Origin of the sequence: Azospira sp. I13, assembly GCF_003112695.1 — a bacterium.
Taxonomy (GTDB): domain Bacteria; phylum Pseudomonadota; class Gammaproteobacteria; order Burkholderiales; family Rhodocyclaceae; genus Azospira.
In genome coordinates this window covers 178,317-205,265 of sequence record NZ_BFBP01000014.1, presented here as the reverse complement: position 1 = coordinate 205,265, position 26,949 = coordinate 178,317, and the positions used below count along the sequence as shown (strand labels likewise).

25 protein-coding genes and 1 pseudogene are annotated in these 26,949 nt (G+C 57.9%); 16 read left to right on the top strand and 10 right to left on the bottom strand.

What is annotated here, in order from left to right; genetic code table 11:
* Positions 1-85 precede the first annotated feature (85 nt).
* From AZSI13_RS14945 to AZSI13_RS14880, 15 genes are all read left to right on the top strand, one after another.
* Positions 86-613, top strand: a complete 528-nt coding sequence (locus tag AZSI13_RS14945; protein WP_268807534.1) for a tyrosine-type recombinase/integrase — start codon at positions 86-88, stop codon at positions 611-613.
* 168 nt (positions 614-781) lie between these two features.
* Positions 782-1,183 (top strand): hypothetical protein, encoded by a 402-nt coding sequence (locus tag AZSI13_RS17355; RefSeq protein ID WP_133247329.1) that lies wholly within the window; start codon positions 782-784, stop codon positions 1,181-1,183.
* 60 nt (positions 1,184-1,243) lie between these two features.
* A complete protein-coding gene (locus AZSI13_RS14940) occupies positions 1,244-2,494 on the top strand; it encodes a TolC family protein (RefSeq protein ID WP_014236231.1) in 1,251 nt (416 codons plus the stop codon).
* Complete coding sequence (locus AZSI13_RS14935; protein WP_014236232.1) at positions 2,491-3,723, top strand: efflux RND transporter periplasmic adaptor subunit; 1,233 nt, start codon at positions 2,491-2,493, stop codon at positions 3,721-3,723. The genes AZSI13_RS14940 and AZSI13_RS14935 overlap by 4 nt, the downstream gene beginning before the upstream one ends.
* 10 nt (positions 3,724-3,733) lie before the next feature.
* Positions 3,734-6,892, top strand: a complete 3,159-nt coding sequence (locus AZSI13_RS14930; RefSeq protein WP_014236233.1) for an efflux RND transporter permease subunit — start codon at positions 3,734-3,736, stop codon at positions 6,890-6,892.
* 65 nt (positions 6,893-6,957) lie between these two features.
* Positions 6,958-7,632, top strand: a complete 675-nt coding sequence (locus AZSI13_RS14925; RefSeq protein WP_043798824.1) for a HupE/UreJ family protein — start codon at positions 6,958-6,960, stop codon at positions 7,630-7,632.
* A 13-nt stretch (positions 7,633-7,645) separates the two neighbouring features.
* Complete coding sequence (locus AZSI13_RS14920; protein ID WP_014236235.1) at positions 7,646-8,287, top strand: hypothetical protein; 642 nt, start codon at positions 7,646-7,648, stop codon at positions 8,285-8,287.
* Positions 8,288-8,357: 70 nt separating this feature from the next.
* Positions 8,358-8,624 (top strand): hypothetical protein, encoded by a 267-nt coding sequence (locus AZSI13_RS14915; RefSeq protein WP_043797801.1) that lies wholly within the window; start codon positions 8,358-8,360, stop codon positions 8,622-8,624.
* A 47-nt stretch (positions 8,625-8,671) separates the two neighbouring features.
* Complete coding sequence (locus AZSI13_RS14910) at positions 8,672-10,009, top strand: MFS transporter (protein WP_014236237.1); 1,338 nt, start codon at positions 8,672-8,674, stop codon at positions 10,007-10,009.
* Between the two features lie 271 nt (positions 10,010-10,280).
* A complete protein-coding gene (gene flgB, locus AZSI13_RS14905) occupies positions 10,281-10,838 on the top strand; it encodes a flagellar basal body rod protein FlgB (RefSeq protein ID WP_232058801.1) in 558 nt (185 codons plus the stop codon).
* 95 nt (positions 10,839-10,933) lie between these two features.
* A complete protein-coding gene (locus AZSI13_RS14900) occupies positions 10,934-11,872 on the top strand; it encodes a chromate resistance protein ChrB domain-containing protein (RefSeq protein ID WP_014236239.1) in 939 nt (312 codons plus the stop codon).
* The gene (chrA, locus tag AZSI13_RS14895) at positions 11,869-13,233 is read left to right on the top strand and encodes a chromate efflux transporter (RefSeq protein ID WP_014236240.1); all 1,365 of its coding nucleotides are present in this window, start codon (positions 11,869-11,871) and stop codon (positions 13,231-13,233) included. Before AZSI13_RS14900 ends, chrA begins: the two co-directional genes overlap by 4 nt.
* Positions 13,230-13,625 carry a hypothetical protein gene (locus AZSI13_RS14890; RefSeq protein ID WP_014236241.1) on the top strand — a complete coding sequence of 132 codons (396 nt, stop codon included), beginning with the start codon at positions 13,230-13,232 and terminating at the stop codon, positions 13,623-13,625. Before chrA ends, AZSI13_RS14890 begins: the two co-directional genes overlap by 4 nt.
* A complete protein-coding gene (locus tag AZSI13_RS14885) occupies positions 13,622-14,077 on the top strand; it encodes a chromate resistance protein ChrB domain-containing protein (RefSeq protein ID WP_014236242.1) in 456 nt (151 codons plus the stop codon). Before AZSI13_RS14890 ends, AZSI13_RS14885 begins: the two co-directional genes overlap by 4 nt.
* Before the next feature lie 38 nt (positions 14,078-14,115).
* Entirely contained in the window at positions 14,116-15,285 is a 1,170-nt protein-coding gene (locus tag AZSI13_RS14880; protein WP_232058802.1) for an MFS transporter, read from the top strand.
* Positions 15,286-15,382: 97 nt separating this feature from the next.
* On the opposite strand, the gene AZSI13_RS14875 is transcribed toward AZSI13_RS14880, so the two are convergent.
* The 7 genes from AZSI13_RS14875 to AZSI13_RS14845 all read right to left on the bottom strand — a co-directional run bounded on the left by AZSI13_RS14875 (position 15,383) and on the right by AZSI13_RS14845 (position 22,393).
* Entirely contained in the window at positions 15,383-15,997 is a 615-nt protein-coding gene (locus tag AZSI13_RS14875; RefSeq protein ID WP_014236244.1) for a hypothetical protein, read from the bottom strand.
* 108 nt (positions 15,998-16,105) lie between these two features.
* Positions 16,106-16,468, bottom strand: a complete 363-nt coding sequence (locus AZSI13_RS14870; RefSeq protein ID WP_043797805.1) for a hypothetical protein — start codon at positions 16,466-16,468, stop codon at positions 16,106-16,108.
* Positions 16,469-16,549: 81 nt separating this feature from the next.
* Complete coding sequence (locus AZSI13_RS14865; RefSeq protein WP_043797807.1) at positions 16,550-16,978, bottom strand: hypothetical protein; 429 nt, start codon at positions 16,976-16,978, stop codon at positions 16,550-16,552.
* A 228-nt stretch (positions 16,979-17,206) separates the two neighbouring features.
* Positions 17,207-17,695, bottom strand: coding sequence for a hypothetical protein (locus tag AZSI13_RS14860; RefSeq protein WP_014236245.1), 489 nt, complete (start codon positions 17,693-17,695; stop codon positions 17,207-17,209).
* Entirely contained in the window at positions 17,692-19,527 is a 1,836-nt protein-coding gene (locus AZSI13_RS14855; RefSeq protein WP_197739017.1) for an integrase, read from the bottom strand. The genes AZSI13_RS14860 and AZSI13_RS14855 overlap by 4 nt, the downstream gene beginning before the upstream one ends.
* A 71-nt stretch (positions 19,528-19,598) precedes the next feature.
* Positions 19,599-21,269 carry a site-specific integrase gene (locus AZSI13_RS14850; protein ID WP_014236247.1) on the bottom strand — a complete coding sequence of 557 codons (1,671 nt, stop codon included), beginning with the start codon at positions 21,267-21,269 and terminating at the stop codon, positions 19,599-19,601.
* Positions 21,269-22,393 carry a tyrosine-type recombinase/integrase gene (locus tag AZSI13_RS14845; RefSeq protein ID WP_014236248.1) on the bottom strand — a complete coding sequence of 375 codons (1,125 nt, stop codon included), beginning with the start codon at positions 22,391-22,393 and terminating at the stop codon, positions 21,269-21,271. Before AZSI13_RS14845 ends, AZSI13_RS14850 begins: the two co-directional genes overlap by 1 nt.
* A 118-nt stretch (positions 22,394-22,511) precedes the next feature.
* Between AZSI13_RS14845 and AZSI13_RS14840 the strand changes: the two are divergent.
* Positions 22,512-22,925, top strand: a pseudogene (locus AZSI13_RS14840) (diguanylate cyclase); the annotation flags it as partial.
* 383 nt (positions 22,926-23,308) lie between these two features.
* On the opposite strand, the gene AZSI13_RS14835 reads toward AZSI13_RS14840, so the two are convergent.
* From AZSI13_RS14835 to prfB, 3 genes are all read right to left on the bottom strand, one after another.
* Positions 23,309-24,178: a transporter gene (locus AZSI13_RS14835; protein WP_109041977.1), complete on the bottom strand. Its 870-nt coding sequence runs from the start codon at positions 24,176-24,178 to the stop codon at positions 23,309-23,311.
* 115 nt (positions 24,179-24,293) lie between these two features.
* Positions 24,294-25,796: a lysine--tRNA ligase gene (lysS, locus tag AZSI13_RS14830; RefSeq protein ID WP_109041976.1), complete on the bottom strand. Its 1,503-nt coding sequence runs from the start codon at positions 25,794-25,796 to the stop codon at positions 24,294-24,296.
* Positions 25,797-25,823: 27 nt separating this feature from the next.
* A protein-coding gene (prfB, locus tag AZSI13_RS14825) for a peptide chain release factor 2 (protein ID WP_109041974.1) occupies positions 25,824-26,928 on the bottom strand; the annotation gives its coding sequence in 2 pieces (ribosomal slippage) (positions 25,824-26,846 and positions 26,848-26,928; 1,104 coding nt in all).
* Positions 26,929-26,949 lie beyond the last annotated feature (21 nt).

The following is a 26,949-nucleotide window of genomic DNA, read 5'->3' as shown; positions in this document are numbered from 1 at the left end:
AATGGACACTTCTCATTTTTAATTTTCTAGGATTTATGCGGAATTCGAGCTGGCCATTGGCTCCATACTTGTCCGTACCAGTGGATTGAAGAGCAGTTGGCGAAGCATGATCAAGAGGCTGAATATTCCTGATCTGCATTTCCACGATCTTCGGCACGAAGCAATCTCTCGCTTGATGGAACGAGGTGTCTTCAACCTGATGGAAGTTGCTGCCATCAGCGGACACAAGAGCCTGTCCATGCTGAAGCGATATACGCATCTTCGTGCTCAGCGTTTGGTGCGTAAGCTCGACGCTGGCGCAAACAAGGGGAAGGCTGCGGTCTTGAGCTACCTGGTTCCTTATCCAGCCTTCATCGAGCCCTATGAGAGCCAGGTAAAAGTAACCTTCCCGGACTTTGACGATCTGCATGTGGCAGGGCCATGTCTAAACAGTGCAGTACAGCAAGCTCAGGATGCCCTATTACGGGAAATTTTGGTCTTGATGCGTCAAGGTCGGCCGATCCCGCCGCCAAACAACTACCTAGAACTCCTCGATGAATCCAGGCTCTTTCACCTGGACCCGTTGGCAACCTATGATTCCCTCGCGGATCTTGCCGAGGGCGCGCTGGTTTGAGTTCTGATGACCTTGCGAGGGAGGAGGAGTCCCTACTGGTGTGGATGAGCGGGTTGAAAGCAGGACCTTATCTAACTACCGCTTGAATTGGGGTGACAGTCATCTAGTGGCAAATCCACAAAAAAGTTGCGCTTGAAGTGAACAACTAAGTTCGTGCATACTGAGAATATGTATCAATCTCTTCGCCACCGTTTTCGTGCATATGTGCAGCACCCTATCGGGCGCTGCGCGGTGGTATTGATGCTGTTTGCCTTGGTGGCAGCCAGTGTTCCGTTTGGTGAGATTCATGCCCATGCGGATGGTGATCACGATCATGATCACGGTTACGTCACTGCTGAATTGACGAAGGCATCGCTCTCCGATCCTTCAGACTCTATGGACTCCGATTCTGATTCGACCGGAGCCAAAGTGCTGCATGCACACGGTTCCGTTGTCACTCCTCCGCCCTTGCCGGTGGATGGACTGGGAATCGAGCCATTCATCTTTCCCGCCCGGGACAAGATTACCCTCGCCTACTTGTCGCGGCCTTCTGCGACACCACTTCCCCCCTATCGCCCTCCAATCGCCTGACGCCTAGCGCCGCTTTTTAGCGGCTTGCTTTGTGTCGTCTGTCGATATTGGAGGTTTTCCGTGAACTTGCGTTGTTTGCTGGTTCTGGCTGTAGCCGGAACCTGCGGTATCCCCTTGTCGGGGTATGCCGCTGAATCCTTGCGCCTGGAGGAAGCAGTCTCCCGCGCCTTGGCATCCCACCCCTCACTTGCGGCCGAGGCCGCGCAATTGAAAGCCGTTCAGGCACGCGCTCAGCGTGAAGGCCTGGCAACGCCCTTTATGATCGGCGCCGATGTGGAAAACGTCGGCGGTACTGGAGCCTTTCGGGGGGGGCAATCAGCTGAAACCACGCTACGTATTGGCCGCGTCATTGAACTGGGCGGTAAACGTGAAGCGCGCCAGGCATTGGGTAGCGCTGAAATCAATCAGCAACAGAACCTGTCCGAGGCAACCCGCCTGGATGTCATCAGCCGCACCTCACTCCGCTTCATTTCAGTGCTGGCTGACCAGCAACGGCTGAAATACGCTCAAGAGCAGGTAGGACAAGCCGAGCGCACACGCCGCGAGGTCGCCAATTGGGTAGCCGCTGCCCGCAACCCGGAGTCAGATTTGCGTGCGGCTGAAATCGCCGTTGCTGACGCCGAGCTGGAGCGCACCCGGGCCGAGCACAAGCTGACCTCTGCCAGGTTAACCCTGGCCTCCAGCTGGGGGGTCTTAACACCCGATTTTGAGACGGCTGCAGGCAATCTGCTCGTGCTGCCCAAAGCGGAGTCGCTGGATACCTTGGTGGCTCGTCTGCCGATGACACCAGAGCAACGTGCCGCATTGCTCGAGGCGGATAGTATCGCTGCTCGCAAGCGCTTAGCCGAGGCCGGCGCCAAGCCGGACGTTACCGTCAATCTGGGTGTGCGTCGCCTTGAGGCAACCAGCGATCAGGCATTGATGATGTCGGTATCGATTCCACTCGGCAACCAGGTTCGCTCGGGACTGTCCGTCGCCGAAGCCAATGCGCAACTGATGGCACTGGAAGCTCGCCGCGATGCTCAGCGTTTCGAGCACTACCAGTCGCTGTTTGGAAAGTATCAAGAACTCAATCAGGCCCGTACTGAAGCTGAAACGCTGCAAAAGCACATGCTTCCCAAGGCCGAGGAGGCACTGGCCTTCACCCGGCGCGGCTTCGAAGCCGGCCGCTTCTCCTTTCTTGCCCTGGCACAAGCGCAAAAAACCCTATTCGAACTGCGCCAACGCGCTGTCGATGCTGCTGCTCGCTGCCAGATCCTGATGACCGAGGTGGAACGCCTCACCGCCATTGCCCCGGAACCCACGCCATGAACCGACTATTACCCCTGATTCTCGTGCCTCTGCTGCTGACAGCTTGCGGCAACGATACCCCTCCCTCCGCTGTGGTTGCTGCGGAAAAAGCCAGTGCTGCCGAAGAGTACGAGCGTGGCCCCCATCGCGGCCGGATGCTGCGCCAGGGTGACTTCGCTCTCGAAGTGACCATCTATGAAACCAATGTGCCGCCGCAGTATCGGCTGTATGCCTACCAGAACGGCAAGCCTTTGCCGCCGGCCAGCGTGCAAGCCGCAATCCAGCTCAAGCGCCTGGATGGCGAATTCAACAATTTCACCTTCACGCCGGAAAAAGACTACCTGAACGGCAGCAGTGAAGTCATTGAGCCCCATTCATTCGATGTCGAGGTCAAGGCCCAGCATGCCGGCCAATCCTACAGCTGGGCGTTCCCCTCGTATGAGGGGCGCACCACGATTCCGGCGGCTGCCGCAAACGACGCAGGGGTTAAGGTCGAGAAGGCCGGTCCGACAACAATCCGCAATACAGTGCGGCTGATGGGTGCTGTGATGGTCGATGCGAATCGGCGTGCCGAGATCAAGGCCCGCTTCCCGGGCATCGTACGCGCGGTCAATGTCCAGGAAGGGCAGCGTGTCAGTCGTGGCCAGACGCTGGTGGCGATTGAAGGTAACGACAGCATGCGGACCTATTCCGTTGTCGCACCGTTTGACGGCATCGTCTTGGCGCGCAATACCAACGTCGGCGACGTTGCCGGCAGCAACACCCTGGTTGAACTGGCGGATTTGTCCAGCGTCTGGGTGGAATTACGGGCTCTCGGTGGAGATGCGGAGAAGCTGTCCGTGGGCCAGGAGGTCGAGATTTCCTCGGCCACCGGTGGCAGCCGGGTCACCGGGAAAATCCAGACGCTGCTGCCCCTGGCCTCCGGGCAAAGCGTGGTGGCCCGTGCCAGCATTGCCAACCCTGAAGGGCGGTGGCGGCCGGGTATGGCGGTCTCTGCGGATGTCACCGTGGCGGCACGCCAAGTCCCGCTGGCGGTGAAGGAATCCGGCCTGCAACGCTTCCGTGATTTCACCGTCGTCTTTACCCAGGTAGGGGACACCTACGAGGTCCGCATGCTCGAGCTGGGTGAGCGTGATGGCCGCTACGCCGAAGTGCTGGGCGGGCTGAAGCAAGGTGCTACTTATGTAGCTGAGCAGAGCTTCCTCATCAAAGCCGACATAGAGAAGTCCGGCGCCAGCCACGATCACTAAGGGATTTGCCATGCTAGAACGAATGATTCGTGCGGCAATCGCACATCGCTGGCTGGTCCTGATACTGGTTCTGGGCACCTCCGCACTTGGTGTCTGGAGCTATGGTCGCCTGCCGATCGATGCCGTCCCCGACATTACCAATGTCCAGGTCCAGGTCAATTCCGAGGCCCCCGGCTATTCGCCGTTGGAGGCAGAGCAACGTGTCACCTTCCCGGTAGAAACCGCCCTGGCAGGTATGGCTCGCCTGAAGTACACCCGCTCGATTTCGCGCTATGGACTGTCCCAGGTCACCGTGGTGTTCGAGGACGGTACGGACATCTACTTTGCCCGACAGCAGGTGAGCGAACGTCTGCAACAGGCGTCTTCCCAATTGCCGGCTGGCGTCAAACCGACCTTGGGACCGGTGGCGACAGGGCTGGGTGAAATCTTCATGTATACGGTCGAGGCCACACCAGGGGCTACCAAGGCGGATGGCAAACCCTGGATGCCTACGGATTTGCGAACACTGCAGGATTGGGTGATTCGCCCTCAGCTGCGTAACCTGAAAGGTGTCACCGAGGTCAATACCATCGGCGGCAACGTGCAGCAGTTTCATGTCACCCCCGACCCGGCCAAGATGGTGGCCTACAAGTTAACCATTGATGACCTGCTGCAGGCCATTGAACGTAACAACGCCAATACGGGCGCCGGTTACATCGAACGGGGTGGTGAGCAGAACCTGATCCGCATTCCTGGGCAGGTGGGTGATGAGGCTGGTTTGCGAGAGATCGTGGTGGCAATGCGTGACGGGCTGCCCTTGCGAATTAGCGACATAGCTACGGTCCAGATCGGCTCGGAACTGCGCACCGGTGCCGCAACCAGGGATGGCCGGGAAGTGGTGCTGGGCACGGTATTCATGCTGATTGGTGAGAACAGCCGGGAAGTCGCCATGCGTGCAGCGACCCGCCTCAAGGAAATCGATGCTTCGCTACCGGAAGGGGTCAGTGCGCGTGCGGTTTATGACCGCACCCAACTGGTGGACCGCAGTATTGCCACGGTCCAGAAGAACCTCCTCGAGGGAGCCTTGCTGGTAATCGTGGTTCTTTTCCTGCTGCTGGGCAATATCCGTGCGGCACTGATCACGGCGGCCGTGATCCCGGTTGCCATGCTGATGACCATCACCGGCATGGTGCAGAACCGGGTATCGGCCAACCTGATGAGCCTTGGGGCCTTGGACTTCGGCCTGATCGTCGATGGCGCCGTGATCATCGTCGAGAATTGCCTGCGCCGCTTCGGTGAGCGGCAGCACGCCCTGGGCCGCTTACTGTCCATCGAGGAGCGCTTCCAACTAGCTGCGAAAGCAAGTGCCGAGGTAATCAAGCCTAGCCTGTTCGGTCTGTTCATCATTGCCGCTGTTTATCTGCCGATCTTTGCCCTCAGCGGGGTCGAGGGCAAGACTTTCCATCCCATGGCTATCACTGTGGTCATGGCGCTGGTTGCCGCAATGGTGTTATCCCTGACTTTCGTGCCGGCGGCCATCGCACAGTTCGTCACCGGCAAGGTCGAGGAAAAAGAAACCCGCCTGATGCAGCGGCTGCATGGGATTTACGCTCCTCTGCTGGAGAAGTCCCTATCGCTGCAAAAGCCGGTGATTGGCGCCGCTGCAGTGCTGGTGGTGCTGTGTGGATTGTTGGCGACTCGCCTGGGTACGGAGTTCATCCCCAACCTGGATGAGGGGGATATTGCCCTGCACGCCCTACGCATCCCGGGTACCAGCCTGACCCAGGCTATCGGTATGCAGGCCCAGCTCGAAGCACGGATCAAGCAGTTCCCGGAAGTAGACAAGGTGGTGGGCAAGCTCGGCACGGCAGAAGTGGCCACCGACCCGATGCCGCCTTCTGTGGCCGATACTTTCATTCTGCTCAAGGAACGCAAGGACTGGCCGGACCCGCGCAAGTCCAAGGCTACCCTGGTGGCGGAGCTGGAGGAAGCTGTTCGTGCCATCCCCGGCAACAACTACGAGTTTACCCAGCCGGTACAGATGCGGATGAACGAGTTGATTGCCGGTGTACGTGCGGAAGTGGCGATCAAGGTATTCGGCGATGACCTGCAAGCGCTGACCGCGGTTGGCAAACAGATCGAGAAAGTCGCAGGCAGCATTTCCGGAAGTGCCGACGTGAAACTTGAGCAGGTGACCGGCCTGCCGCTGCTGGTCATCAAGCCGGATCGTGCCGCCCTGGCCCGCTACGGCCTGGCCGTGGCCGACATCCAGGACACCGTATCCGCGGCGATGGGTGGGGCAACGGCTGGCCAGCTTTTCGAGGGGGATCGCCGTTTCGATATCGTGGTGCGTCTCCCCGATGCCCAGCGCCAGGACCCGAAGGCACTGGCAGCGCTGCCCATTGCCCTGCCGGCGACAAGCAGAGCCGATGGAGCTTCGTTGTCGCGGATGCCCGGCGTGGTGCCCTTGAGTGCCGTGGCCACTATTGCGGTAGAGCTAGGGCCCAACCAGGTCAGTCGGGAAAACGGTAAGCGGCGCGTGGTCATCACGTCGAACGTGCGCGGCCGGGACCTCGGCTCCTTCGTGGAGGAACTCCGGGGGAAAGTTGCGGCGGAAGTCGTGCTGCCTGTCGGAAGCTGGGTCGAATACGGCGGCACCTTCGAACAGCTGATCTCGGCCGGCCAGCGTCTGAGCGTCGTGGTTCCCGTGGTCCTGGTCATGATTTTTGGCTTGCTGTTCATGGCCTTCGGATCGGCCAAGGATGCCGCAATCGTGTTCAGCGGCGTACCCCTGGCGCTGACCGGTGGCGTACTGGCCCTGTGGCTGCGCGGTATTCCCTTCTCCATCTCAGCCGGGGTCGGATTCATTGCGTTGTCTGGCGTTGCGGTACTCAACGGCTTGGTGATGATCACCTTCATACGGAAGCTGCGTGAGCTTGGGCAACCGCTACATACCGCTGTGACCGAGGGGGCGCTGACCCGTCTGCGCCCCGTGCTGATGACCGCACTGGTTGCCAGTCTTGGCTTCGTCCCCATGGCCCTCAATGTCGGTACAGGTGCTGAAGTGCAGCGCCCACTGGCAACCGTGGTGATCGGCGGCATCATCTCTTCGACCCTGCTGACCCTCTTGGTGCTCCCGGTGCTGTACCGGCTGATACACCGGAATGAGAACGAGGAGACAGCCGCGTGACCCCTTCCCCCATTCTATTCAACAAGGAGTTTCCTTTGCCATTTCGCCAGTTCAGCGCCACCGGCATTTGCCGGTGGACCGTGGCGCTCCTCGCGTCACTGCTGCCCCTGTGGGCTTTCGCCCACGGGGTCACGGGAGAGGATCAGTCCTTTCTCGAGCAGAACACCGGCCGCAACCTGCTGTTGTTCGCCTACCTGGGAGCCAAGCACATGGTCACCGGGTATGACCATCTGTTGTTCCTGTTTGGTGTGGTGTTCTTTCTGTACCGCATGCGCGACGTCAGCATTTACGTGACCCTGTTCGCCGTCGGACACAGCGTGACCCTGCTGCTGGGGGTGCTGGGCGGTTTCCACGTCAATCCCTATGTCGTCGACGCAATCATCGGCGTCTCCGTGGTTTACAAGGCGCTGGACAACCTGGGGGCATTCAAGCACTGGTTGGGATTCCAGCCCAATACCAAGGCGGCCGTACTGGTCTTCGGCTTTTTCCACGGTTTCGGCCTGGCCACCAAGCTGCAGGACTTCTCGTTGTCCCGCGATGGTCTGGTGCCGAACATGCTGGCCTTCAACGTTGGCGTAGAACTTGGCCAATTGCTGGCACTGGCTGGAATTCTGATCGTCATGGGGTTCTGGCGCCGCAGCACAGCCTTCTCCCGGCAAGCATTCACCGCCAATACCGCACTCATGGCTGCTGGCTTTGTCTTGGTCGGCTACCAACTTACCGGCTATTTCGTTTCCTGATCGAGGTCTTCCTATGTCCAATACTCAAACCCACTCCCTGCCCAGTAGTGCCAGTCTGTTCAAGGCAACCGCGGTAGCCGCAGGTGTTGCCGCCACCTTGCTGGTGACCATGGTGCTTCCTGCGGAATATGGGATGGACCCTACCGGCATTGGCCGTTTCCTCGGCCTCGATGCCCTTAAACAGTCTGCCGGTGCTGAAACAACATCTGTTCTGGCAACCCCGGATGCTATTGCTGGCCCCAATGCAATGCTTGCCGCCAAAGCAGATGCTGCTTTCGGAAAGCAAGCCGGCAGGTCCTTGGATGCCTCCGCCGTTTCATTGGCAGGTGATGGCCCCATGCGTCGCAACACATTCACGGTAACGCTGGCTCCCGGCAAAGGCGCAGAGGTCAAAGCGCACCTCCGGGCTGGTGAAGGCCTGACCTTCCACTGGCAAGCAACCGCCGCGGTGGCCGTGGATATGCACGGCGAAGCACCGAATGCCAAAAATGCCTGGACCAGCTATTCGGTCGAAAGTGCTCAAAAGAGTGCATCCGGCACTTTTGTTGCCCCCTTCGAAGGAAGTCACGGTTGGTATTGGCAAAACCGCGGCACCGAGCCGGTGACGGTATCCATCGAAGCCTCCGGTTTCCAATCCGAGTTGTATCGGCCGTAACGAAGCTTTCTTACACGGCCCCGTTGTATTAACCCCGCGGCTTGCCGCTTTCACATTGGAGATGTACCCCGTGAAAAACAAAACCTTCCTGTCCCTCTCTTTGCTGGTCGGGTCCTTCATGTCGCTTTCCAGCGTTGCCTATGCCCACGGTGTCCACGAAGACAGTGCCGAACCAAAGGCCACGCCCACTGCTTGCCGGCACCTCACCGACACCGAGCATTACGTGGTGGATCTAAAGGACCCCGCAACCCGGGCGCTCAAGACCCGTTGCGATGCCACCAAGAAGCCTGTAACCCCGGTGGCCGAGAAGAAGGACGAAACACCGGATAAGAAGTAACCCCTCCTGATAGTTCATTGTCGCCCGTAGAGACATAGGAAATAGCCATGCTTGAAATCCTCCGACATCGCAGTTTTAGGCATTTGTTTCTCGCCCAAGTCGTTGCATTGGTGGGGACGGGGCTTTTGACCGTGGCCCTGGCATTGCTGGCCTATGATCTGGCAGGCGCCAATGCCGGTGCGGTACTGGGTACCGCACTGGCCATCAAAATGATCGTCTACGTCACGCTTTCGCCTGTAGCGGGGGCTGTTGTCCCTGCGGCATGGCGAAAGCGTGTCTTGGTCGGCCTAGATTTGATTCGAGCGGCGGTGGCATTGCTGCTGCCGTTCGTCACCGAAATCTGGCAGGTCTATGTGCTGATTGCGCTGCTGCAATCAGCCTCAGCCTGCTTTACCCCGCTTTTTCAGTCGCTTATTCCCCAGATTCTGCCGGAGGAAAGCGACTACACCCGCGCGCTCTCCCTGTCGCGGCTGGCCTATGACCTGGAAAGCCTGCTTAGTCCGGCCCTGGCAGCGGCATTGTTGGTGGTCATCAGTTTTCACGGGCTGTTTGCCGGCACCTCCGTCGGCTTTGTTCTATCTGCACTGTTGGTCATGAGCACGGCATTTCCCGTCGTGCCAGAAACCCGTTTGGGAGATGGCCCCTACAGTCGAGCCCTCCGAGGCATGCGGATTTATCTACACACACCGCGACTACGCGGACTTCTGGCGTTGAACCTATGTGCCGCAAGTGGGGCCAGCATGGTTTTCGTGAATACCGTAGTCCTTGTCCGCGAGGTGCTGGGAGGCGGTGAACGGGAGGTGGCATGGGCTCTGGCAGCTTTCGGTGCCGGGTCCATGGCCGTGGCCTTTTCCTTGCCAACATTGCTCGACCGTATGGCGGATCGTCGAATCATGCTGAGCGCGGCATCAGCAATGGTCGTTGTGCTACTGGCGGTAACGGGGGTTTGGTGGAGTACCGGGGGTTTGGGCTGGGCAAGTCTCATTCCCGCATGGGTGGTTCTGGGTATGTCCTACGCAGGCCTGGTAACACCCGGGGGACGACTATTGCGGCGCTCGGCCCAATCGGACGATCTACCCTTTTTGTTTGCCGCCCAGTTTTCACTCTCACACCTGTGTTGGCTTCTGGCTTATCCACTGGCGGGATGGCTTGGAGCGCGGCTGGGATTCGGTGTTGCCCTCTCCGCCCTTAGCGCCATGGCAGCAGTGGGAGGGGCGCTTGCCTGGCGCACTTGGCCAAGGCAGGACCCTGATGTGATTGCCCACCATCATGACGATCTCTCTACCGACCACCCTCATTGGAACGAGTACGCGCTTGGTGGCGGAGGTCGGACTCATGAGCACCGTTTTGTCATCGATGAACTGCATCAGCGATGGCCCCACTAAGCCGGCCACTACGCGATGGTACTGAGTGATTTTCTTCGAGTAGCAGATAGCCACCTGATTGTTGGTCGGGGACTCTTTCACATGCTCAGCCACATGTGGCTCCACATCGAGTTCCGGCTATTTGCCGTCGGAATTGGCGTGCTACTGGTGTTGCTGTTGGTACTGATTTTTATGAGCTGGGAAGAGGAGCGGTGGATTCGTGCTGTAAGGATTTTTGATTTTTTATTTCGAAAACGGAAATAAAAAAGCTCATTAATGGGGTGGTATTCGCATGCCAAAGATGGAGCTTCCACAGCAGGTGGCAAAACTAGATACAACGCCGACATCCGTAGTTGGTCAGTCCCGTATGCAGACGGCCGACTTCTCGAAAATCCTCAATCAGGCGCTTTCCAGGAGCAACACGCCAGCTGACGTAGGCGTAACCGTGCATAGAGACGGAAACAAGAAACCGGGGGACTTCCAGCAAAAAATGCTGGGAATACGGGCCTATAGGCAACAGCTCATTGCTTCAAATATCGCGAATTCCGATACGCCAGGATATAGGGCTATGGATATCGATGTCGAAGATGCTGCCAAGCAGAACCAAATGGGGCTGTTGCCATTAGCAAAATCATCTCCCAGCCATATCAACGGGAGTGCTCATTGGTCCTCTCCGCCGTTCAACCTGAAATACCGCACACCATTTCAGGCCAGTGCAGACGCAAATACCGTAGAAATGGACATTGAGCGCCAGCATTTTGCTGAGAATGCTGTGATGTACCAATTCACCCTGGATCAGGTTGGTGGCGATTTCAAAGAGCTGACTGAGTTGTTTCGAAACCTAAAATAGTTCGTTCAAGCTAGCCTCATGCCAGCCAGGCTGCAAATCCAATGTAGCAACAAATTTTATTTGTAGAGTTATCAACAGCATTGTAGAGTACACTCATGACTACATGGATCGCACTCATTACCAGCCTTCCCACCGAGAATGCCACGGCCCGCATGCGTGCCTGGCGTAGCCTCAAGGCATCGGGTGCCGCCGTCCTCCGGGATGGGGTCTATCTGATGCCGGAGCGGGAGGATTGCCGGAACACACTTGATGCCGTAGCCGCAGATGTTCGTGCTGCAGAAGGTACAGCCCTGGTCGTCCGCCTCGAGGAGCCCAGCGATGGCAACTTTGTGGTCTTCTTCGACCGCAGCGCCGACTTTGCTACTCTGCTGGGGGAGATTGCCACGGCCCGAGACACGCTCGGTCCGGACACGGTAAACGAAGCTCTGAAGCAAGCCCGCAAGCTGCGCAAGGCGTTCTCCAACCTGGTAGCCATCGATTTTTTCCCTGGAGAAGCGCAAAAGCAGGCCGATGAGGCCTTACGTGACCTTGAGCAACGAGCAGCCTGGGCTCTTTCCCCCGATGAGCCGCACCCGGTCAACGACGCTATCTCCCGCTTAAGCATTCAGGACTATCAAAAACGTCGTTGGGCAACGCGACGGCGCCCCTGGGTGGACCGGCTGGCCAGTGCCTGGCTGATTCGCCGCTACATCGATCCCCAGGCCGAACTGCTCTGGCTGGCAACGCCGGCAGATTGTCCGGCCGAGGCTCTTGGTTTTGATTTCGATGGGGCGACGTTCACCCATGTCGGCGCCCGGGTGACCTTCGAAGTGCTGCTTGCCAGCTTCGGCCTGGAAACTCCGGCTCTGCAGCGCATCGGTACCTTGGTCCATTTCCTGGATGTGGGTGGCGTACAACCGCTAGAGGCGGTGGGCATCGAAAGCACCCTGGCCGGCCTACGCGACACCATTCTCGATGATGACCAACTCCTGGCATTGGCCGGCAGTATCTTTGACGGACTACTGGCCTCCTTTGAGAAAGGATCGAAATCATGAGTACGATCCTGACAGCCGCCGATTCCACCTCGCCAGAGTCCAAACCTGCCGAAGTCAGCTTCTGGCAGGCCTTCCTGTTCTGGCTGAAGCTCGGCTTCATCAGTTTTGGCGGGCCTGCCGGGCAGATCGCCATCATGCATCAGGAGCTGGTCGAGCGCCGGCGCTGGATTTCTGAACGCCGCTTTCTGCACGCCCTCAATTACTGCATGGTGCTCCCCGGTCCGGAGGCCCAGCAGTTGGCTACCTATATCGGTTGGTTGATGCACCGCACCTGGGGTGGCATCGTCGCCGGTGGGCTATTCGTGCTGCCGTCGCTGTTCATCCTGATTGGGCTGTCGTGGATCTATATCGCGTTCGGCAATGTGCCCCTGGTGGCCGGCCTGTTCTACGGCATCAAACCGGCGGTTACCGCCATTGTCGTCCAGGCGGCCCACCGCATCGGCTCCAGGGCCCTGAAGAACAATGCCCTCTGGGCCATCGCTGCAGCATCCTTTGTGGCCATATTTGCACTCAACGTGCCGTTCCCAGCCATCGTCGCGGCGGCTGCAGCCATCGGCTACTTTGGCGGCCGTGTCGCGCCGGACAAATTCAAGGCTGGTGGCGGCCACGGCAAAGCGGATAAGTCCTTCGGCCGAGCCCTGATCGACGACGATACGCCGACGCCGGTACATGCCCGGTTCTCCTGGGGCCAGTTGGCGAAAGTCGCGCTTATCGGTGGCTTGCTGTGGCTGGTCCCGATGGGGCTGCTGACCGCCAGCTACGGATGGAGTCATACCCTGACCCAGATGGGCTGGTTCTTCACCAAGGCCGCATTGCTGACCTTTGGTGGTGCTTACGCCGTACTGCCCTATGTTTACCAGGGGGCCGTCGGGAGCTATGGCTGGCTCACCGGTCCCCAGATGATTGATGGTCTGGCCCTTGGCGAAACAACACCGGGACCGCTCATCATGGTGGTGACCTTCGTCGGCTTCGTTGGCGGCTACGTGAAGGCCGTGTTCGGCCCGGATAGCCTCTTCCTGGCCGGTGCGGTGGCGGCCATGCTGGTCACCTGGTTCACCTTCCTGCCGTCCTTCGTCTTCATCCTGATGGGCGGTCCCTTCATCGAAACGACCCACAATGACCTGAAGTTCACGGCGCCGCTCACCGCCATCACGGCCGCCGTGGTCGGCGTTATCCTGAACCTGGCCCTGTTCTTCGGTTACCACGTGCTGTGGCCGAAGGGCTTCGACGGGGCGTTCGAGTGGGTATCGGCACTGATTGCCCTAGGGGCAGCCATTGCCTTGTTCCGCTTCAAGGCGAACGTCATCCATGTCATTGGTGGCTGCGCGGTCATCGGCTTCCTGGTGAAGATGTTCCTGTGAGCCTCGGCATGGGAACGGCACGGTGGGTAGGGGTCGCTGTGCTGGTGACGGCTATCAACGCTGCTGCTGCCGACAGAGGCTGGGTATTGCTCCAGGGCAAGGTGCTGGCCCAAGCCCTGTCCAACCAGGATTTCGGTGATGGCGTCCACTTTGCCTACCAATTTCTCAGTGGTGGGGAGTTGCGCGGCATGAATATGGGCAAGCCTGCCAGGGGAAATTGGCGGGTCATTGGCAATGAGCTTTGCTGGCACTGGACGAGGCCCAAAGAACCAGAGGAGTGTTACCAGGTACGCCAGCGAGGACAGGCTGTCCGTCTCTATTTGGATGGTCAGGAAGTGCTTTCCGGCAACCTGACCCCGTTACCCGCCAATCTGAAGGAGATGCCCCAATGAAATGGATCACGCGAGAAAGACCCAAGATTGATCGTATCGCCTGTCCCTGGCTGATAAGCCGGTTTGTCGACGAGAGTCCGGAATTCCTCTACGTCCCCGCAGGTGAAGTGATGCGCATTGCGGCCGAGACCGGTGCCACCCCCTACGACGTGCCCAACACCGAATTGGGCCACCATGGCGACCAGTGCAGCTTCGATGCCTTCATCGGAAAGTACAAGCTTGAGGATGCCGCACTCAACAAGCTGGCCCTCATCGTGCGCGGCGCCGACTGCGGTCAGCCACAACTGGCCAAGGAAGCGGCTGGTCTATTGGCCATTTCAAAGGGTCTGTCTCTGAATTTCAGCGACGATCACGAGATGCTGGCCCACGGCATGGTCATCTACGATGCGCTCTACGCCTGGTGCGCCGATACCCCGCTGAAGAAAATAGGCCGGTTTCTGGGGTTGAAGTGACTGGCCGCTGGTTGCTGCCTGAAGGTGTAGACCGGGTAGTGCTGCCGCTCCTGGTGGGCAAGGCCCTGCGGGCATTTGCCGATGGCTATGTGGCAGTTCTCCTTCCAGCCTATCTGCTGGCGCTCGGTTTCGGCACCCTGGATGTCGGCATCCTGAGTACAACGACCTTGCTGGGTTCGGCATTCGCCACCCTGGCGGTGGGGGCCTGGGGCCATCGCTTCCATCACCGGAACCTGCTGCTGGGCGCCGCGCTGCTGATGCTGGGGACCGGGCTCTCCTTTGCCTCTTTGTCAGCATTCCTGCCCCTGCTCCTGGTCGCTTTCGTCGGCACCCTCAATCCGAGTTCTGGGGATGTCAGCGTGTTTCTGCCCCTCGAACATGCCCGGTTGGCCGAATCGGGCCAGGGTACTGCCCGCACCACCTTGTTCGCCCGCTACTCCCTGCTTGGAGCCCTGTTTGCTGCGTTGGGGGCGCTGGCCTCAGGCATTCCCCAGCTACTGGTATCGGTGCTGGGGATCGAGCTGCTATCAGGGTTCCGGGTGATGTTCGTGCTCTACGGGCTGGTGGGTGGCACGGTATGGCTGCTGTATCGACGGATGCCGGCACCCCGGCGGGAGTGCGCGGTGGCCGCTCCGCAGGCGCTCGGCGAGTCGAAGGGCGTTGTTGTCCGGCTGGCGCTGCTGTTCTCCCTGGACTCCTTTGCGGGAGGGCTGGCCATCAATGCCTTGATGGCCCTTTGGTTCTTTCAGCGTTTTGAGTTGTCGCTGGCTGCCGCGGGGAGCTTCTTCTTCTGGGCTGGGCTGTTGTCCGCTGTGTCCCAGCTAATCGCACCGAAGGTCGCCGAGCGCATTGGCCTGGTGAATACAATGGTATTCACCCACATTCCCGCCAGCATCTGTCTCATCGCCGCGGCATTTGCCCCGGGTCTCGAGCTGGCATTCGCATTGTTGTTTATCCGGGCGTTGCTGTCTCAGATGGACGTACCGGTTCGAAGCGCTTTCGTAATGGCGGTGGTGACACCGGCCGAGCGTGCAGCTGCGGCAAGTTTTACTGCGGTCCCACGCAGTTTGGCTTCTGCCATCAGCCCAACGATTGGTGGGGCAATGTTTGCAGCGGGATGGCTTGCAGCGCCTCTGGTTGCCTGTGGAGCGTTGAAAATTTGCTATGACTTAATGCTTTGGAAAGCATTTCGACAACGAGACCCATAACGAAGTGGATTTGTCTCTCGGGCCTCAGAAGGAGCCGAAGTCGGCAATCAAAATTGGGCAGATGCAAGGGCCCTTATCGGAATTTCAACAATAGGCTTCATTGGACGGGCAACAGAATAACAAGGCTTTCTAGCTCCAAAGACTCTCGGTTGAACCATGTCACCTTTAGGTCACCGTTGTCTTGCAGTTCCAAGAAGAGGCCGGTTGCGACACGCGGACCATCAAGTTTTTCGTTCCGGATTGCTTCAATCAACCTTGGCATATGGGAAACGAAGAGCGCAATTTGATAAGCAAGTAGGTCGGCGTCGTCAACGGAAAGCGTAAGTCGAACACCGAAATAGTCGTTCGGAATGGGGAGAGCGACCACGATGTCGGTTCGCTCTGGAAGTTTCTTCTTTAGGCGAACAACCTTCTCCGCGAACAACTTCACCTTGTTTGCCGCGCCTACCACGAGCGCCGTCGCCTTTGCGCGGTTCTTCCACGATTCCTTTGCCGCTTCCTTCACGATCTCCGCCATATACAAAGCCGCGGCAGCCGAGAAAAGGCTAATCCACCAACTTGAATCGGCAATCAGGTGAATCCACGACGGTGGCTCAGCAGATAGGAGAGCAACGCGTCCATCTTCGATCTCAAATTCGAATTCTGGACCAACGTCTTCGCCAAATTCCTTGAGAGGTTGAATCGGTACATCTGCAGTGGAGAGCGCTCTCATAGCCTATGAAACCTCGCGTCGAAATTGAGCGGCCTGCGCATCTTTTCGCGCAGGTCCGCTCGAATGTAGTGGTAGGGGGCGTATTGGTATTGATGACACGAAGCGCCCTCAACGACTGAAGTGCCGAAGCATGAGATCGCCGTACCCCCAGACAAATGCACCCCAGATAGCAACGAACGTAATGATCCAGCTAACGGTACCGTGCTGTTTGTTGAACAGGCGGAAGAGTGCCCACGACTCGGAGAATGTTCCACCACGGATGGATTCGAAGAAGTTGTTGATTCTGAGTTGGGCAAAGACGCAGAAGACCGAAGTGATTGCACCGCTGCGCTGAAACCACGAAGCAAGAGGTTCAGATTCCGGCTTTAGCACCGCGGCAGCCGCCAACACCTCCGCCAAAACCGCGACAAAACACAACGACAGGATGAACAGCAATTCCAGTCTAAGGCGGGTCTCAACGGCGATGGTCACTTGTGCCCCTAACGTTGAAGGCAAGGGGCGGCCCACTTGCGGGACGTCCCAGCAGCCGAAGGCTGCGCCTTGAACGTGGTGTTAGGCTCCACCACTCAGCACCTCTGCGATATCTTGACGTGCGACAGCGATGAATGCCTCTTTCAGTTTGAAGAAGTCAGCAACTTCCTTCGCAGGCTGCGCACTATGACTGGTAATGACGTAGTCGGCCAATTTCTTCGCCGCCTCCACGACCATACCGGATGCGACAAGTGAAACCTCCGCGAACTTTCCGTTCAGCATGTTTAGATCGGCAAGGGATGAAATTTTCTCTTCTCTCGCCTGAACTACGAGTCGTTGCGTTTCAACTAGAAACTCCGCGTAAAGTTTGTGGCGAATAGTGCTTTGTTCTTTCGCAAGCGCAAGTTTCCATTCGTGGTTCTTTACACTGCGGCTCGCCAAGTAGTTTATGAACCCACCAATCAACACCCCCGAGAGGGTACCGAGTACGGCGATAGTTTCAGACGGCATAGTGGAGCCTAACAGTTAATAGACGGACCCATGGGTCCGTCTATGCGTAATCGTACGGACATGAGAAAAATGCCGGGAACCTTGAACTAGCGACGATTCTCGCGCCTTGTGGCCGAAATATGATTTACGAAAAAGGAGATGGAGTCGCAAGTATCTATCCATCTTGCATTTGGCTCAAGGCGAGCGTCTGCTCGATGTGAAATTCACAGTATTCATGCGAATACTCACCTAACCTTCCCTTGGACTTTCGCTGATTAAAGAGACTTTTCTATTTTCTGCCCGGAGGTTGGCGATCAAGGAATCCTTCTCTTTCAACAAATCCTCCAGCTCTTGAATACGTTGCTGGAGCGCGTAATTCTCCCGGGCAATCTTCAACAGATTGGACTGCTCCAGTTCCAGAAGCTCCCGGTATTCCTTCTTTCGTTCCTCTGCCTTTGCAAGCGCGGATGTCTTGATCTTCAACTTCGACTGGGCATCAGTGTCGTTGATGCGCTGAATCTCGGACAATATCTCCCGGTGGTACCGATACAGTGTGGAACGCTCCACTCCAGCCTCTTGAGCAACGCTGGCGGCGGTCAGGCGAGACCCAACCCTTACCTGATCGGGATGTCCGCCAACAATGCGCTGTATTGCCAAGTTCAGGGCTTGTCGCGTCAGCTTGATCGAATTTTCCTTATGGGCCTGTAGCGCTTGCGGGTTCCCAGCATTATTGCTCATTGAGGTATTTCCAATTTGGCGATGACATCAAGGGCCTTATTCAGGATTCGCTGGGACCGGGTTTTACCAGGCAGCCCCAGATCCGACATGTCTAAAGCCGTTTGCTGCTGAAGAGCAATTTCCTTCCAGACCGGAAGGTGCTCAGGGCCGATCATCCCGTAGGCGCAATCGACGCACATGTCTGCCTCAAAAACACACAGGCCACCACAACTTGTCCCCTTGGCATTGCCGATGCACCAACTGTGGCCGGTCCCATTTAGGGTGATGCTTGACGAAATCTGTTGCAACAAGGACTGCTTATTCTTGGCAGTTTTGATGGTCTGGCGTAGATCGGCAAGCATGATGTCGCCGTTGGCCAGGGGAGCGTCTGTCATCAGGTAATTGTGTAGAACGCTCTCCTGCTTTTCTGTCTTGCTCCGCAATATTTCCGTGAGTAGGTCTGTATCCGTCTGGTAGGCATCGGAGGCTCCGCTGGTATATAGCAGCGTCATGTCAATGGACCAGTGACCAAAATGCTCTCGGAGATAGTGGAGATCGCCCAGCTCGGCTGAGGCGACGAAATAGGCATAGGTTCTGCGGAATTGATGGGATGAAAGCCGCCAATATTTGCCGTCGTCTCCCAGAATATTGAAATGTGGACAGAAGTTCTGGAGGCGTCGATGAATGGTGCTTTTGCTGAGCACTCCTACTAAATGACCCACACAGGGGGCGCATCCCAGGAAGAGCCCATCCCGGTCCTTTCTGGCGGTGTGCAGGCGTTTGAGTTGGCGTTTGTGGAAGGTCGAGCCCGGAATGGACATGTCGAGTTGCTGTTCAAATTGGGAAATCTGCTCCTCGATCTGAATTGCATACGGTTGTCGATACCACTCCATTACACGAACTGCGGTCTCAACAATTGGCGGGACGAGCCATTTGTGCGGCTTTATTCCAGTCTTGAAGATTGTGCCGTGAAGCCAGATGAGATCAATGCCATCGTCCGCTTTGTCATGAGCGATGCACCCCCTTTTTAGGGATAGCGTTTCGGAATCCCGGATTCCGGAGAACATGGCAATCACGATATAGCAGGAATCCCGGAGATAACTCAGTTCTGCACTGAGGTCACGAGAGCCCTCAAAACCCAATTCCCGGGCTAGTGGTATTCGGATATTGGTGGCTTGGAATCCCTCTTTGTTAGCCACCGCCTGCTCCAGGGCATCCCGAGTGCTTAAGATATGGGGAGCTAGGTTGGTGACGTAATTTATTGCGACTTCGGCTAGCTGGCGAACCGTGCGCTCTGGGATTCGTAGTGTCTTGATGGTTCGACCTTTGGCTCGTTCTCCTGACAGAGTGAAACCGGATTCATCAGGCCATGGATGTGTAGGTAAGGCATCGGCCAGCTTTTCACGTTGAAGATATAGCTCCTCCAAAACTATCAACCGCCTTGCATGCCAGCCCTTGGCTGTCGGTTTGCCTGTTCTCTGATTAATCTTGGCAATGGGGACATATTCCAGGGCTCTTCCCTCTATATCCCTGAACTGTCGCATGCCTCGGGACGCCATCCAGCGCAATAGGGGCGTTAGCGCTACCACATGGGCAATCACGGTTGCCATTCGCGGTCGTTGGCGCCCATCGATAGGGTCTATAAACAAGGACCAGGTAAAGTCCTTGGTACTTTCCAGCAGGGGGGCATGCTGGTGGTCAGTGAGAAATTCACCAGGTGCGATCTCAATGCGCCAGTTGATCCGCTTTTCACTATCCCTAGCGTTGTTTTGCGGGATGTAAGGCCAGAAGTCCCAGATTTCGTCCTCATACCGGGACACCACGACGGACTCACCCAGATCCGTCTTCGCCATAGAGACCGGAGTTCTGGCCTTTTCTGCGGATGAAAGCGCTCGAATGGGCTTCGCAGGATTAGCTAGTGTGCTCATATCAGGGGGGCGTCATTGCGCCAGGCAGGATGCGGTGTGGATTGGGCTCGCTGGCGGGCTTCCGCCACTACGGCAGAATCAAACTGCACCGCAATTTGTTCGTCGATAGTTCTTATGACTGGTCCGAATGTTTTCATCCACTGGTGGGGAGGAATCTTGGGGCGCTCAGCCAGGAGACGGAAATAGAAGCTGTATAGGCGGTAAAGGTCGTCCTCAAACACCACCATGCTGGGGCAGCGAAAGCAGGCCAGGAATTTTCCGCAGACCTGGTCCGCTTCGCGAAATGGATTCCGACAGCGGGCAATCGATGTGTTGTAGCCACCGGTGAGCAGCTCAGTTGCGTTCCGAAGAGGAATCTCTCCATCTGCTGCTAAGCGGATAGCTAAGGTTTCATCTCTGCTGGTGGCCCAGCCCACCATGGCCTGGCCAATGAAGGCATGGTTGCGAACAGCCTCGGGAGTGACTGGTGGAATGTAGCGTTGGATGGTCAGGAGAATGGAACTATGGCCAAGGGCTTGTTGTAGCTTACGTAGGTCGCGATGACGTAGGTAGTAATTCAGCGCAAATGTCGGTCTGAGGCGTGCGATGCTCAGGTTCAAGGGGGCGCCTCGGTCGTCAAATAGCTCATGTCGATTGACAAAGCTTTTGAGTGCATTGCGCACCTGAACTTCGTCGAAACGAACAACATTTCCGCGACGTCGTGAGTACGTGACGTCGGCCAAACGGCAGAGAAAAACGAATGGGCGATCTGCTTCGTCAGCGTCTGACACAAAGCGCTCTGTGTATTGCTGTAGCTGCCGGAGATAATCTCCCACCATTTTGGTAATGGGTGTTGCAGTTTCCTCCGGTGTATTTTTGGGAAGGGATATGGTGCGCGTGGTATACCCACGGCGCTTCTCCAAGACCAGTAAGTCTCGATCCGGAAGAAAGCTGCGCAGGCTATCCCGGCGCATTTCCAGGAGGGGGGTCATATTCACGCCGCAGGTCAAAACGGTGATGACGGCATGAACTGCCAAGACTTGATGAGATGAGAGGGCTTCCGGATTTGCGTTGAATAGGGCCAGATCTTCTGCGCAGGCAGCAATGATCCGCTCTTGCTCCCCTGCAGAGTAACCTTCTCGTCGCGGTATCCGCTTATTGGAGTTGGGATAGGGATTCTTGGGGAAATTCAGGTTAGGGTTGATGGACTCTGGCACATGTTGCCGGCGATTTTTGAGTATTGATTTGATACCGGCATAGGTCGCATTACAGGCGGATACAGACCACGGTAACCCCTTGTTCTTTCCGTGTTGAACGGTCTGTAGGGCCAACCATGCTACAAATTGCATGATGATTAGCCGGTCGACCTGTTCCAGAGTAGTCACTACTTGGCCGGATTGCTCCAGGTCATCCAGGAAGTGCCAGAAGCAACGAATACCGCTATTGAAATAGGTCATCAGTGATTTGCCGGCAGAGACAAAACGCAGAGACCAAATGGCATCTCGCATTTGCTCGGCCAACGGCTCACGGCCTCGGGCCCGGTGGCTTGTGAAGTCGAAGTGATACTCCGCGCCACTGTGTACACAGCGAATGGTGAACGCCCATCCTGGAGGGAGGTCGATGATCTGCTTTTCTGGGGTCAGATCGATGTGGGTATTGCGATCAACCCGCTTACGCCGGATCGCCATCAGACACAATCCTCTTGGAGCAGTTTGCAGATGTCAGCTTGGTAGCCATCCAAGGCTGTGTGATCTACCAGACTGGCTGTGTGTATATAGATTTGTGTCGTTGCCAAACTGCTGTGTCCCATGCGTTCCATGACCCAAAACAGAGCGCTTTCCTTACTCTTGAATTGACTCATCCGGATAAATTCGTAGGTGCCATACGTGTGACGCAGCATGTGTGGTGTGCATTTGATTCCTGATTTCTCTGAGGCCTTCTTGAAGGCGTTGTTTATTCCGCCCAGGCTGATTGGCTCTCCATATGCTGTCAGGAAGACCCGGTTGCTCTCAGGACCAACGTGCCGTTTACGGTAGCGCTTAGCCAGCGAAGATCTCTCATAAATTACGTAGTTCCATAACTGGACAGCTAGGTCATAAGGGACAGATACCCATCGGGGTTTTCTGCCCTTTGTTGTACGTAGCGTCATCGCGAGAGGCTTACCTGGTGGATGGCCAGATGGATTGGGAATGTCCTCCAACTCCAAGGTTGCAACCTCTTCCCTACGAAGTCCCGAAAACCACATCAAGTAGGCCATTAGGCGGTTACGTCGCGGGGTTAGCGCGGTGACGAACAGCCTGGCCTTGTCGGCTGTTAGAAATTTTGGTTGTGGCTTAAATGAACGTAACTTCAGTTCATTGGCTTGGACTTGATTTCCCTTGGCATCAATGTGCGCCAGAAATCCCTTCGGCCGGGATACCCGAACGTCCTCCATATAGAAGGGGAGGGAAGAGATTTTCTGTGAGCGCAAGGCCCATTTGTAGAAGTTGGATACAGCCCCCACACGGTGGTTGACCGTAGAGCGGCGACATCCTCGTGAAAGCATGGAGTCCCGCCAGGCTGCTAGATGAGTGCTTCTTATCCTGTCCCAGGAAATCTCTATGGTTTCCAGGAAGCTGAAGAATTCATAGAGGTGATTTCCATAGGTCTGCCAAGTCTTCGGGGACGATGTTCTTCCCCTAACTACGGCGACGTGGAAGAGATATTCATTTGGCGCTGTGACAAGCGCCATTTGGTCGTCAATGAGAAATGGGATGCCTGGGTATGGCTGTCCGTGTACCGTGAAGGTTGGGTCGGTGAGGAATAAGTGCATATCGATCCAGGCAGTAGTAATCCAGTTGTCCAGAATGGCAACTTGGAGAACCGTAACTGTAAGGACCTTTTTTTTCTACAGAGGCAACACTCTGCAGGTCTCTTAAAAGTTCAAGGGGCTCAATGATGCCTATGGTCACGGCGCCGGCGATTTGCTGCTGATTGAGGTCGCCAGCCGGTTGAAATCCTGCGTCCGGGCCGTCGATACCGTGGCCCGCTTCGGTGGTGATGAATTTGTCGTACTGCTAGGTGAGCTGAGCACAGACCGGGATAGCGCCATCTCCCAGGCCAATACCATTGTGGGAAAGCTGTGCATTCAGCTGGCGACTCCCTACCATCTGAATCTTGTGCCGGGCGATCCTGCCGGCACCATGATTGAGCATCGCTGCTCAGCCAGTATCGGCGTGGTGGTGTTCAATGGCTGCGAAGCGAGTGCAGAGAATGTGATCGACTGGGCCGATGCGGCGATGTACCGGGCGAAGGAGGGTGGGCGTAACCAGATCCGCTTCCACGAGGCTCCTGCCAAGCCGTGAAGGCAATGGCCTGGAAGCTGGACACCCGGGGCGGCACCCAACGAGTGCCGGATTGATTCGCTTGGCCTGGTGCTGCGGACGGGAGGCAGCAGGCGACAGCCGACAAGCGTGTTTTTTCCTGTTTTCGCCGGCCTTTTCCTATTGGCAACAGGGGTTGCCGAGGGCCTCGATGGCGTCGGTAACTTTCCCCGCCGGCCTGCCTGCGGCTGGTAAAAGCTCGGCTATCTGCCTATCAACGGAGTGAAGTGCCGGTCTCCAGCCAGGTGCCGGGCGGGGCGACTGTGGCGCATCCCGTGGGCAGTTTTCCTGTCAGCTCACCATCTCTTCTGTCGCTTGCTGAGACTGGCGGGCGGCCAACGGGTGGGTGGTGTTGTGGTCGCCGCTCAGAAGAAGTGGGTGTAGCGCATGATCCAGCGGGCTTTTTCCAGCAAGCCGTTTTCGGTGCGGAAATCGGCGCCGTATTGCAGCGTCACCCGGCCCTGGGGCAGGTGCATGATGCCGGCCACCTGATAGCGCTGGGCGCGAATCGCGTCGTCCAAGTAACGGCCGTTGATGCGGTTTTCTCCGCCGGTATTGTAGAAATAGGTGGCCGCCACGCTGTACTGGGGCGTGAGGGCGTAACTCAGGCCGGTCTGGGCGCTATACAGGGTATCCGTTTCCTGGGTATCGCCCCGGGGGCCGAAATCCTTGTTCTTCGACGACCACAGGGTGTCCACCGCCGTCATCCAGGTGACCCGTGAGCCCAACATGGTCTGGAAACCGGCCTGCAGGGCGCTGCTGTAGCGGTTGGCCCCCATGTTGAAGGTCAGATTCCGGTTATAGCTGCCGGTGGGCAGGGTCAGGTAGCCCGCTAGCCCAAAATAGGTCTTGGTTTCGTGATTGGCATAGGGCCAGATGGAGAGCAGCAGGGTGGTGTCGCCGGCGCCCGTTTCCGTCGGCAGGGCGGAGAGGGCGCCCTTGGGGTCGATATAGCCGTAGGGCACCTGAACGTAAACGAAGGCTGGCTTGTCGGCCATTTCAAAGGCGGCACCGAAGCGTAGTTGCACTTCCGTGGCGTTGGCCCGCAGGTCGCCGGGCAGCTTTCTGCCGCGGACGTAGTAATCCTCCCGCTGGCTATCCCGATAGGAGAACTGGAACATCCGCAGGCCGGGTTTCGGTGCCTGCACGTCTCCCGGCGCCAGGTCGATGGCCAGGGCTGGCAGGGGCAGCCCGGCCCAGAGGGTGAGCAGCAGGGGAGCTATTTTTTTTGTCATGGTGCCAAGGTGTGGATGGTGGAAAAAGGAAAAGGCGCGGATGCCTCCATGGTCACCGCGCCTTTTGGGCTTGTCTGGCCAGGCCTGTCGCCAGGTCTGGCTGATTCGCGAGGGCTTAGTCTTCCTTGCGCATCTGGGGGAAGAGGATAACGTCCCGGATGTTGGCGGTATCGGTGAGCAGCATGACCAGACGGTCAATGCCGATGCCGCAGCCGCCGGTGGGGGGCAGGCCGAATTCCAGGGCCTTGATGTAGTCGGCGTCGTAGAACATGGCTTCCTCGTCGCCGGCATCCTTGGCCTTTGCCTGCTCCAGGAAGCGGGCGGCCTGGTCTTCGGGGTCGTTCAGCTCGGAGAAGCCGTTGGCAATCTCGCGGCCGACGATGAACAGCTCGAAGCGCTCGGTGATTTCCGGGTTGCTGTCGGAGGCCCGGGCCAGGGGGGAGACTTCCACCGGGTAGTCGATGATGAAGGTGGGGTCCCACAGATTGGCTTCGGCTACTTCCTCGAACATCATCAGTTGCAGGGCGCCCAGGCCCATGGAGGGCTTTACGGCAACCTTCATCTCGGTCAGCTTGTTGCGCAGCCAGTCGATGTCGTTCAGCTCGGCTTCGGAGAAGCCGGGGCACTGGGCGCGCACGGCCTGCACCATGGTCAGGCGGGCGAAGGGCTTGGAGAGGTCCAGCTCCCGGCCCTGGTACTGGAATACCTCGGTGCCCAGGGCGTCGCGGGCGGCGTGGCGCAGCAGGCCTTCGGTGAAGTCCATGAGGAGCTTGTAGTCGGCGTAGGCCTCGTAGAACTCCATCATGGTGAATTCGGGGTTGTGGCGGGTGGAGAGGCCTTCGTTGCGGAAGTTGCGGTTAACTTCGAAGACCTTCTCGAAGCCGCCCACCACCAGTCGCTTCAGGTACAGCTCCGGCGCGATGCGCAGGAACAGTTCCATGTCCAGGGCGTTGTGGTGGGTGACGAAAGGCTTGGCCGAGGCACCGCCGGGGATGGGGTGCATCATGGGGGTTTCCACTTCCAGGAAGTGGTGGCTGATCATGTAGTTGCGGATGGACTGGATCATCCGGCTGCGGGCCACGAAGGTGAACCGGGAGGACTCGTTCATGATCAGGTCGAGATAGCGCTGGCGGTGGCGCTGTTCCATATCGGTGAGACCGTGGAACTTCTCCGGCAGGGGGCGCAGGGCCTTGGAGAGCAGGCGGATCTCGCTGACCTGGATGGTCAGTTCGCCGGTGCGGGTCTTGAACAGGGTGCCTTCGGCCCCGACGATGTCACCGATGTCCCAGTGCTTGAAGTCGTCATAGACCTCGGCACCCACCAGATCCACCTTGACGTAGAGCTGGATGCGGCCGGAGACGTCCTGGATGGTGACGAAGCTGGCCTTGCCCATGAGGCGGCGCAGCATGACGCGGCCGGCCACCTTGACGGTGATGGGGTTGGCTTCCAGCTCTTCCGTGGATTTCTCGCTGTACAGCTCGTCGAGACGGCCGGCGGTGTTTTCGCGGCGGAAATCGTTGGGGTAGGCCTTGCCGCCTTCGCGCCACTTGGCCAGCTTGGCCCGGCGCTCGGCGATGAGCTGGTTCTCGTCCTGGGGGATTGCGGTCTGTTCGGTCATGATCGTCGTCTGCCTGGGTTTTATTCGTTACACGCCTTGCTTGAGGCTGGCCTGGATGAAGGGATCGAGGTCGCCATCAAGTACGGCCTGGGTGTTACCCGTTTCGTAATTGGTGCGCAGGTCCTTGATGCGGGACTGGTCGAGCACGTAGGAGCGAATCTGGTGGCCCCAGCCGATGTCGGACTTGGCATCTTCCAGCTTCTGCTGCTCGGCCTGCTGCTTGCGCAGTTCGTGCTCGTAGAGGCGGGCCCGCAGCATCTGCCAGGCTTCATCCCGGTTACGGTGCTGGGAGCGGTCGTTCTGGCACTGCACGACGATGCCGGTGGGCACGTGGGTCAGGCGCACGGCGGAGTCGGTCTTGTTGATGTGCTGGCCGCCGGCGCCGGAGGCCCGGTAGGTGTCGGTGCGCACGTCCGCCGGGTTGATGTCGATCTCGATGGAGTCGTCCACTTCCGGGAACACGAACACGGAAGTGAAGGAGGTATGGCGGCGGGCGTTGGAGTCGAAGGGGCTCTTGCGCACCAGGCGGTGGATGCCGGTCTCGGTGCGCAGCATGCCGTAGGCGTAGTCGCCGGCAATACGCAGGGTGGCGCTCTTGATGCCGGCCACGTCGCCTTCGGACTCTTCCATCACCTGCACGTCGAAACCCTTGCGCTCGGTGTAGCGCAGGTACATGCGCAGCAGCATGGAAGCCCAGTCCTGGGCCTCGGTACCGCCTGCGCCGGCCTGGATTTCCAGGAAGCAGGGATTCGGGTCCTGGGGGTTGTTGAACATGCGGCGGAATTCGAGGGCGGCTACCCGCTCCTCGATGCTGGCGCAGTCGGCGGAAACGGCGAGCACCGTGTCGTCATCGCCTTCTTCCCGGGCCATGTCGAACAGGTCCTTGCCGTCGGTCAGTCCCTGGGCCACTTCCTGCAGGGTCAGCACCACACTTTCCAGGGCCTTCTTTTCCCGGCCCAGTTCCTGGGCGCGCTTGGCGTCGTCCCAGACGTCCGGGCTTTCCAGTTCGCGGGAGACTTCGACTAGACGGACTTCCTTGGTGTCGTAGTCAAAGATACCTCCGAAGTTCCGCCGACCGGGATTCCAGGTCGGCAAGCTTGTTGGCGATGGCGTTGAGCTGTTCCGCTTCCATGTTCTTGGCTGTTCTGCTGGG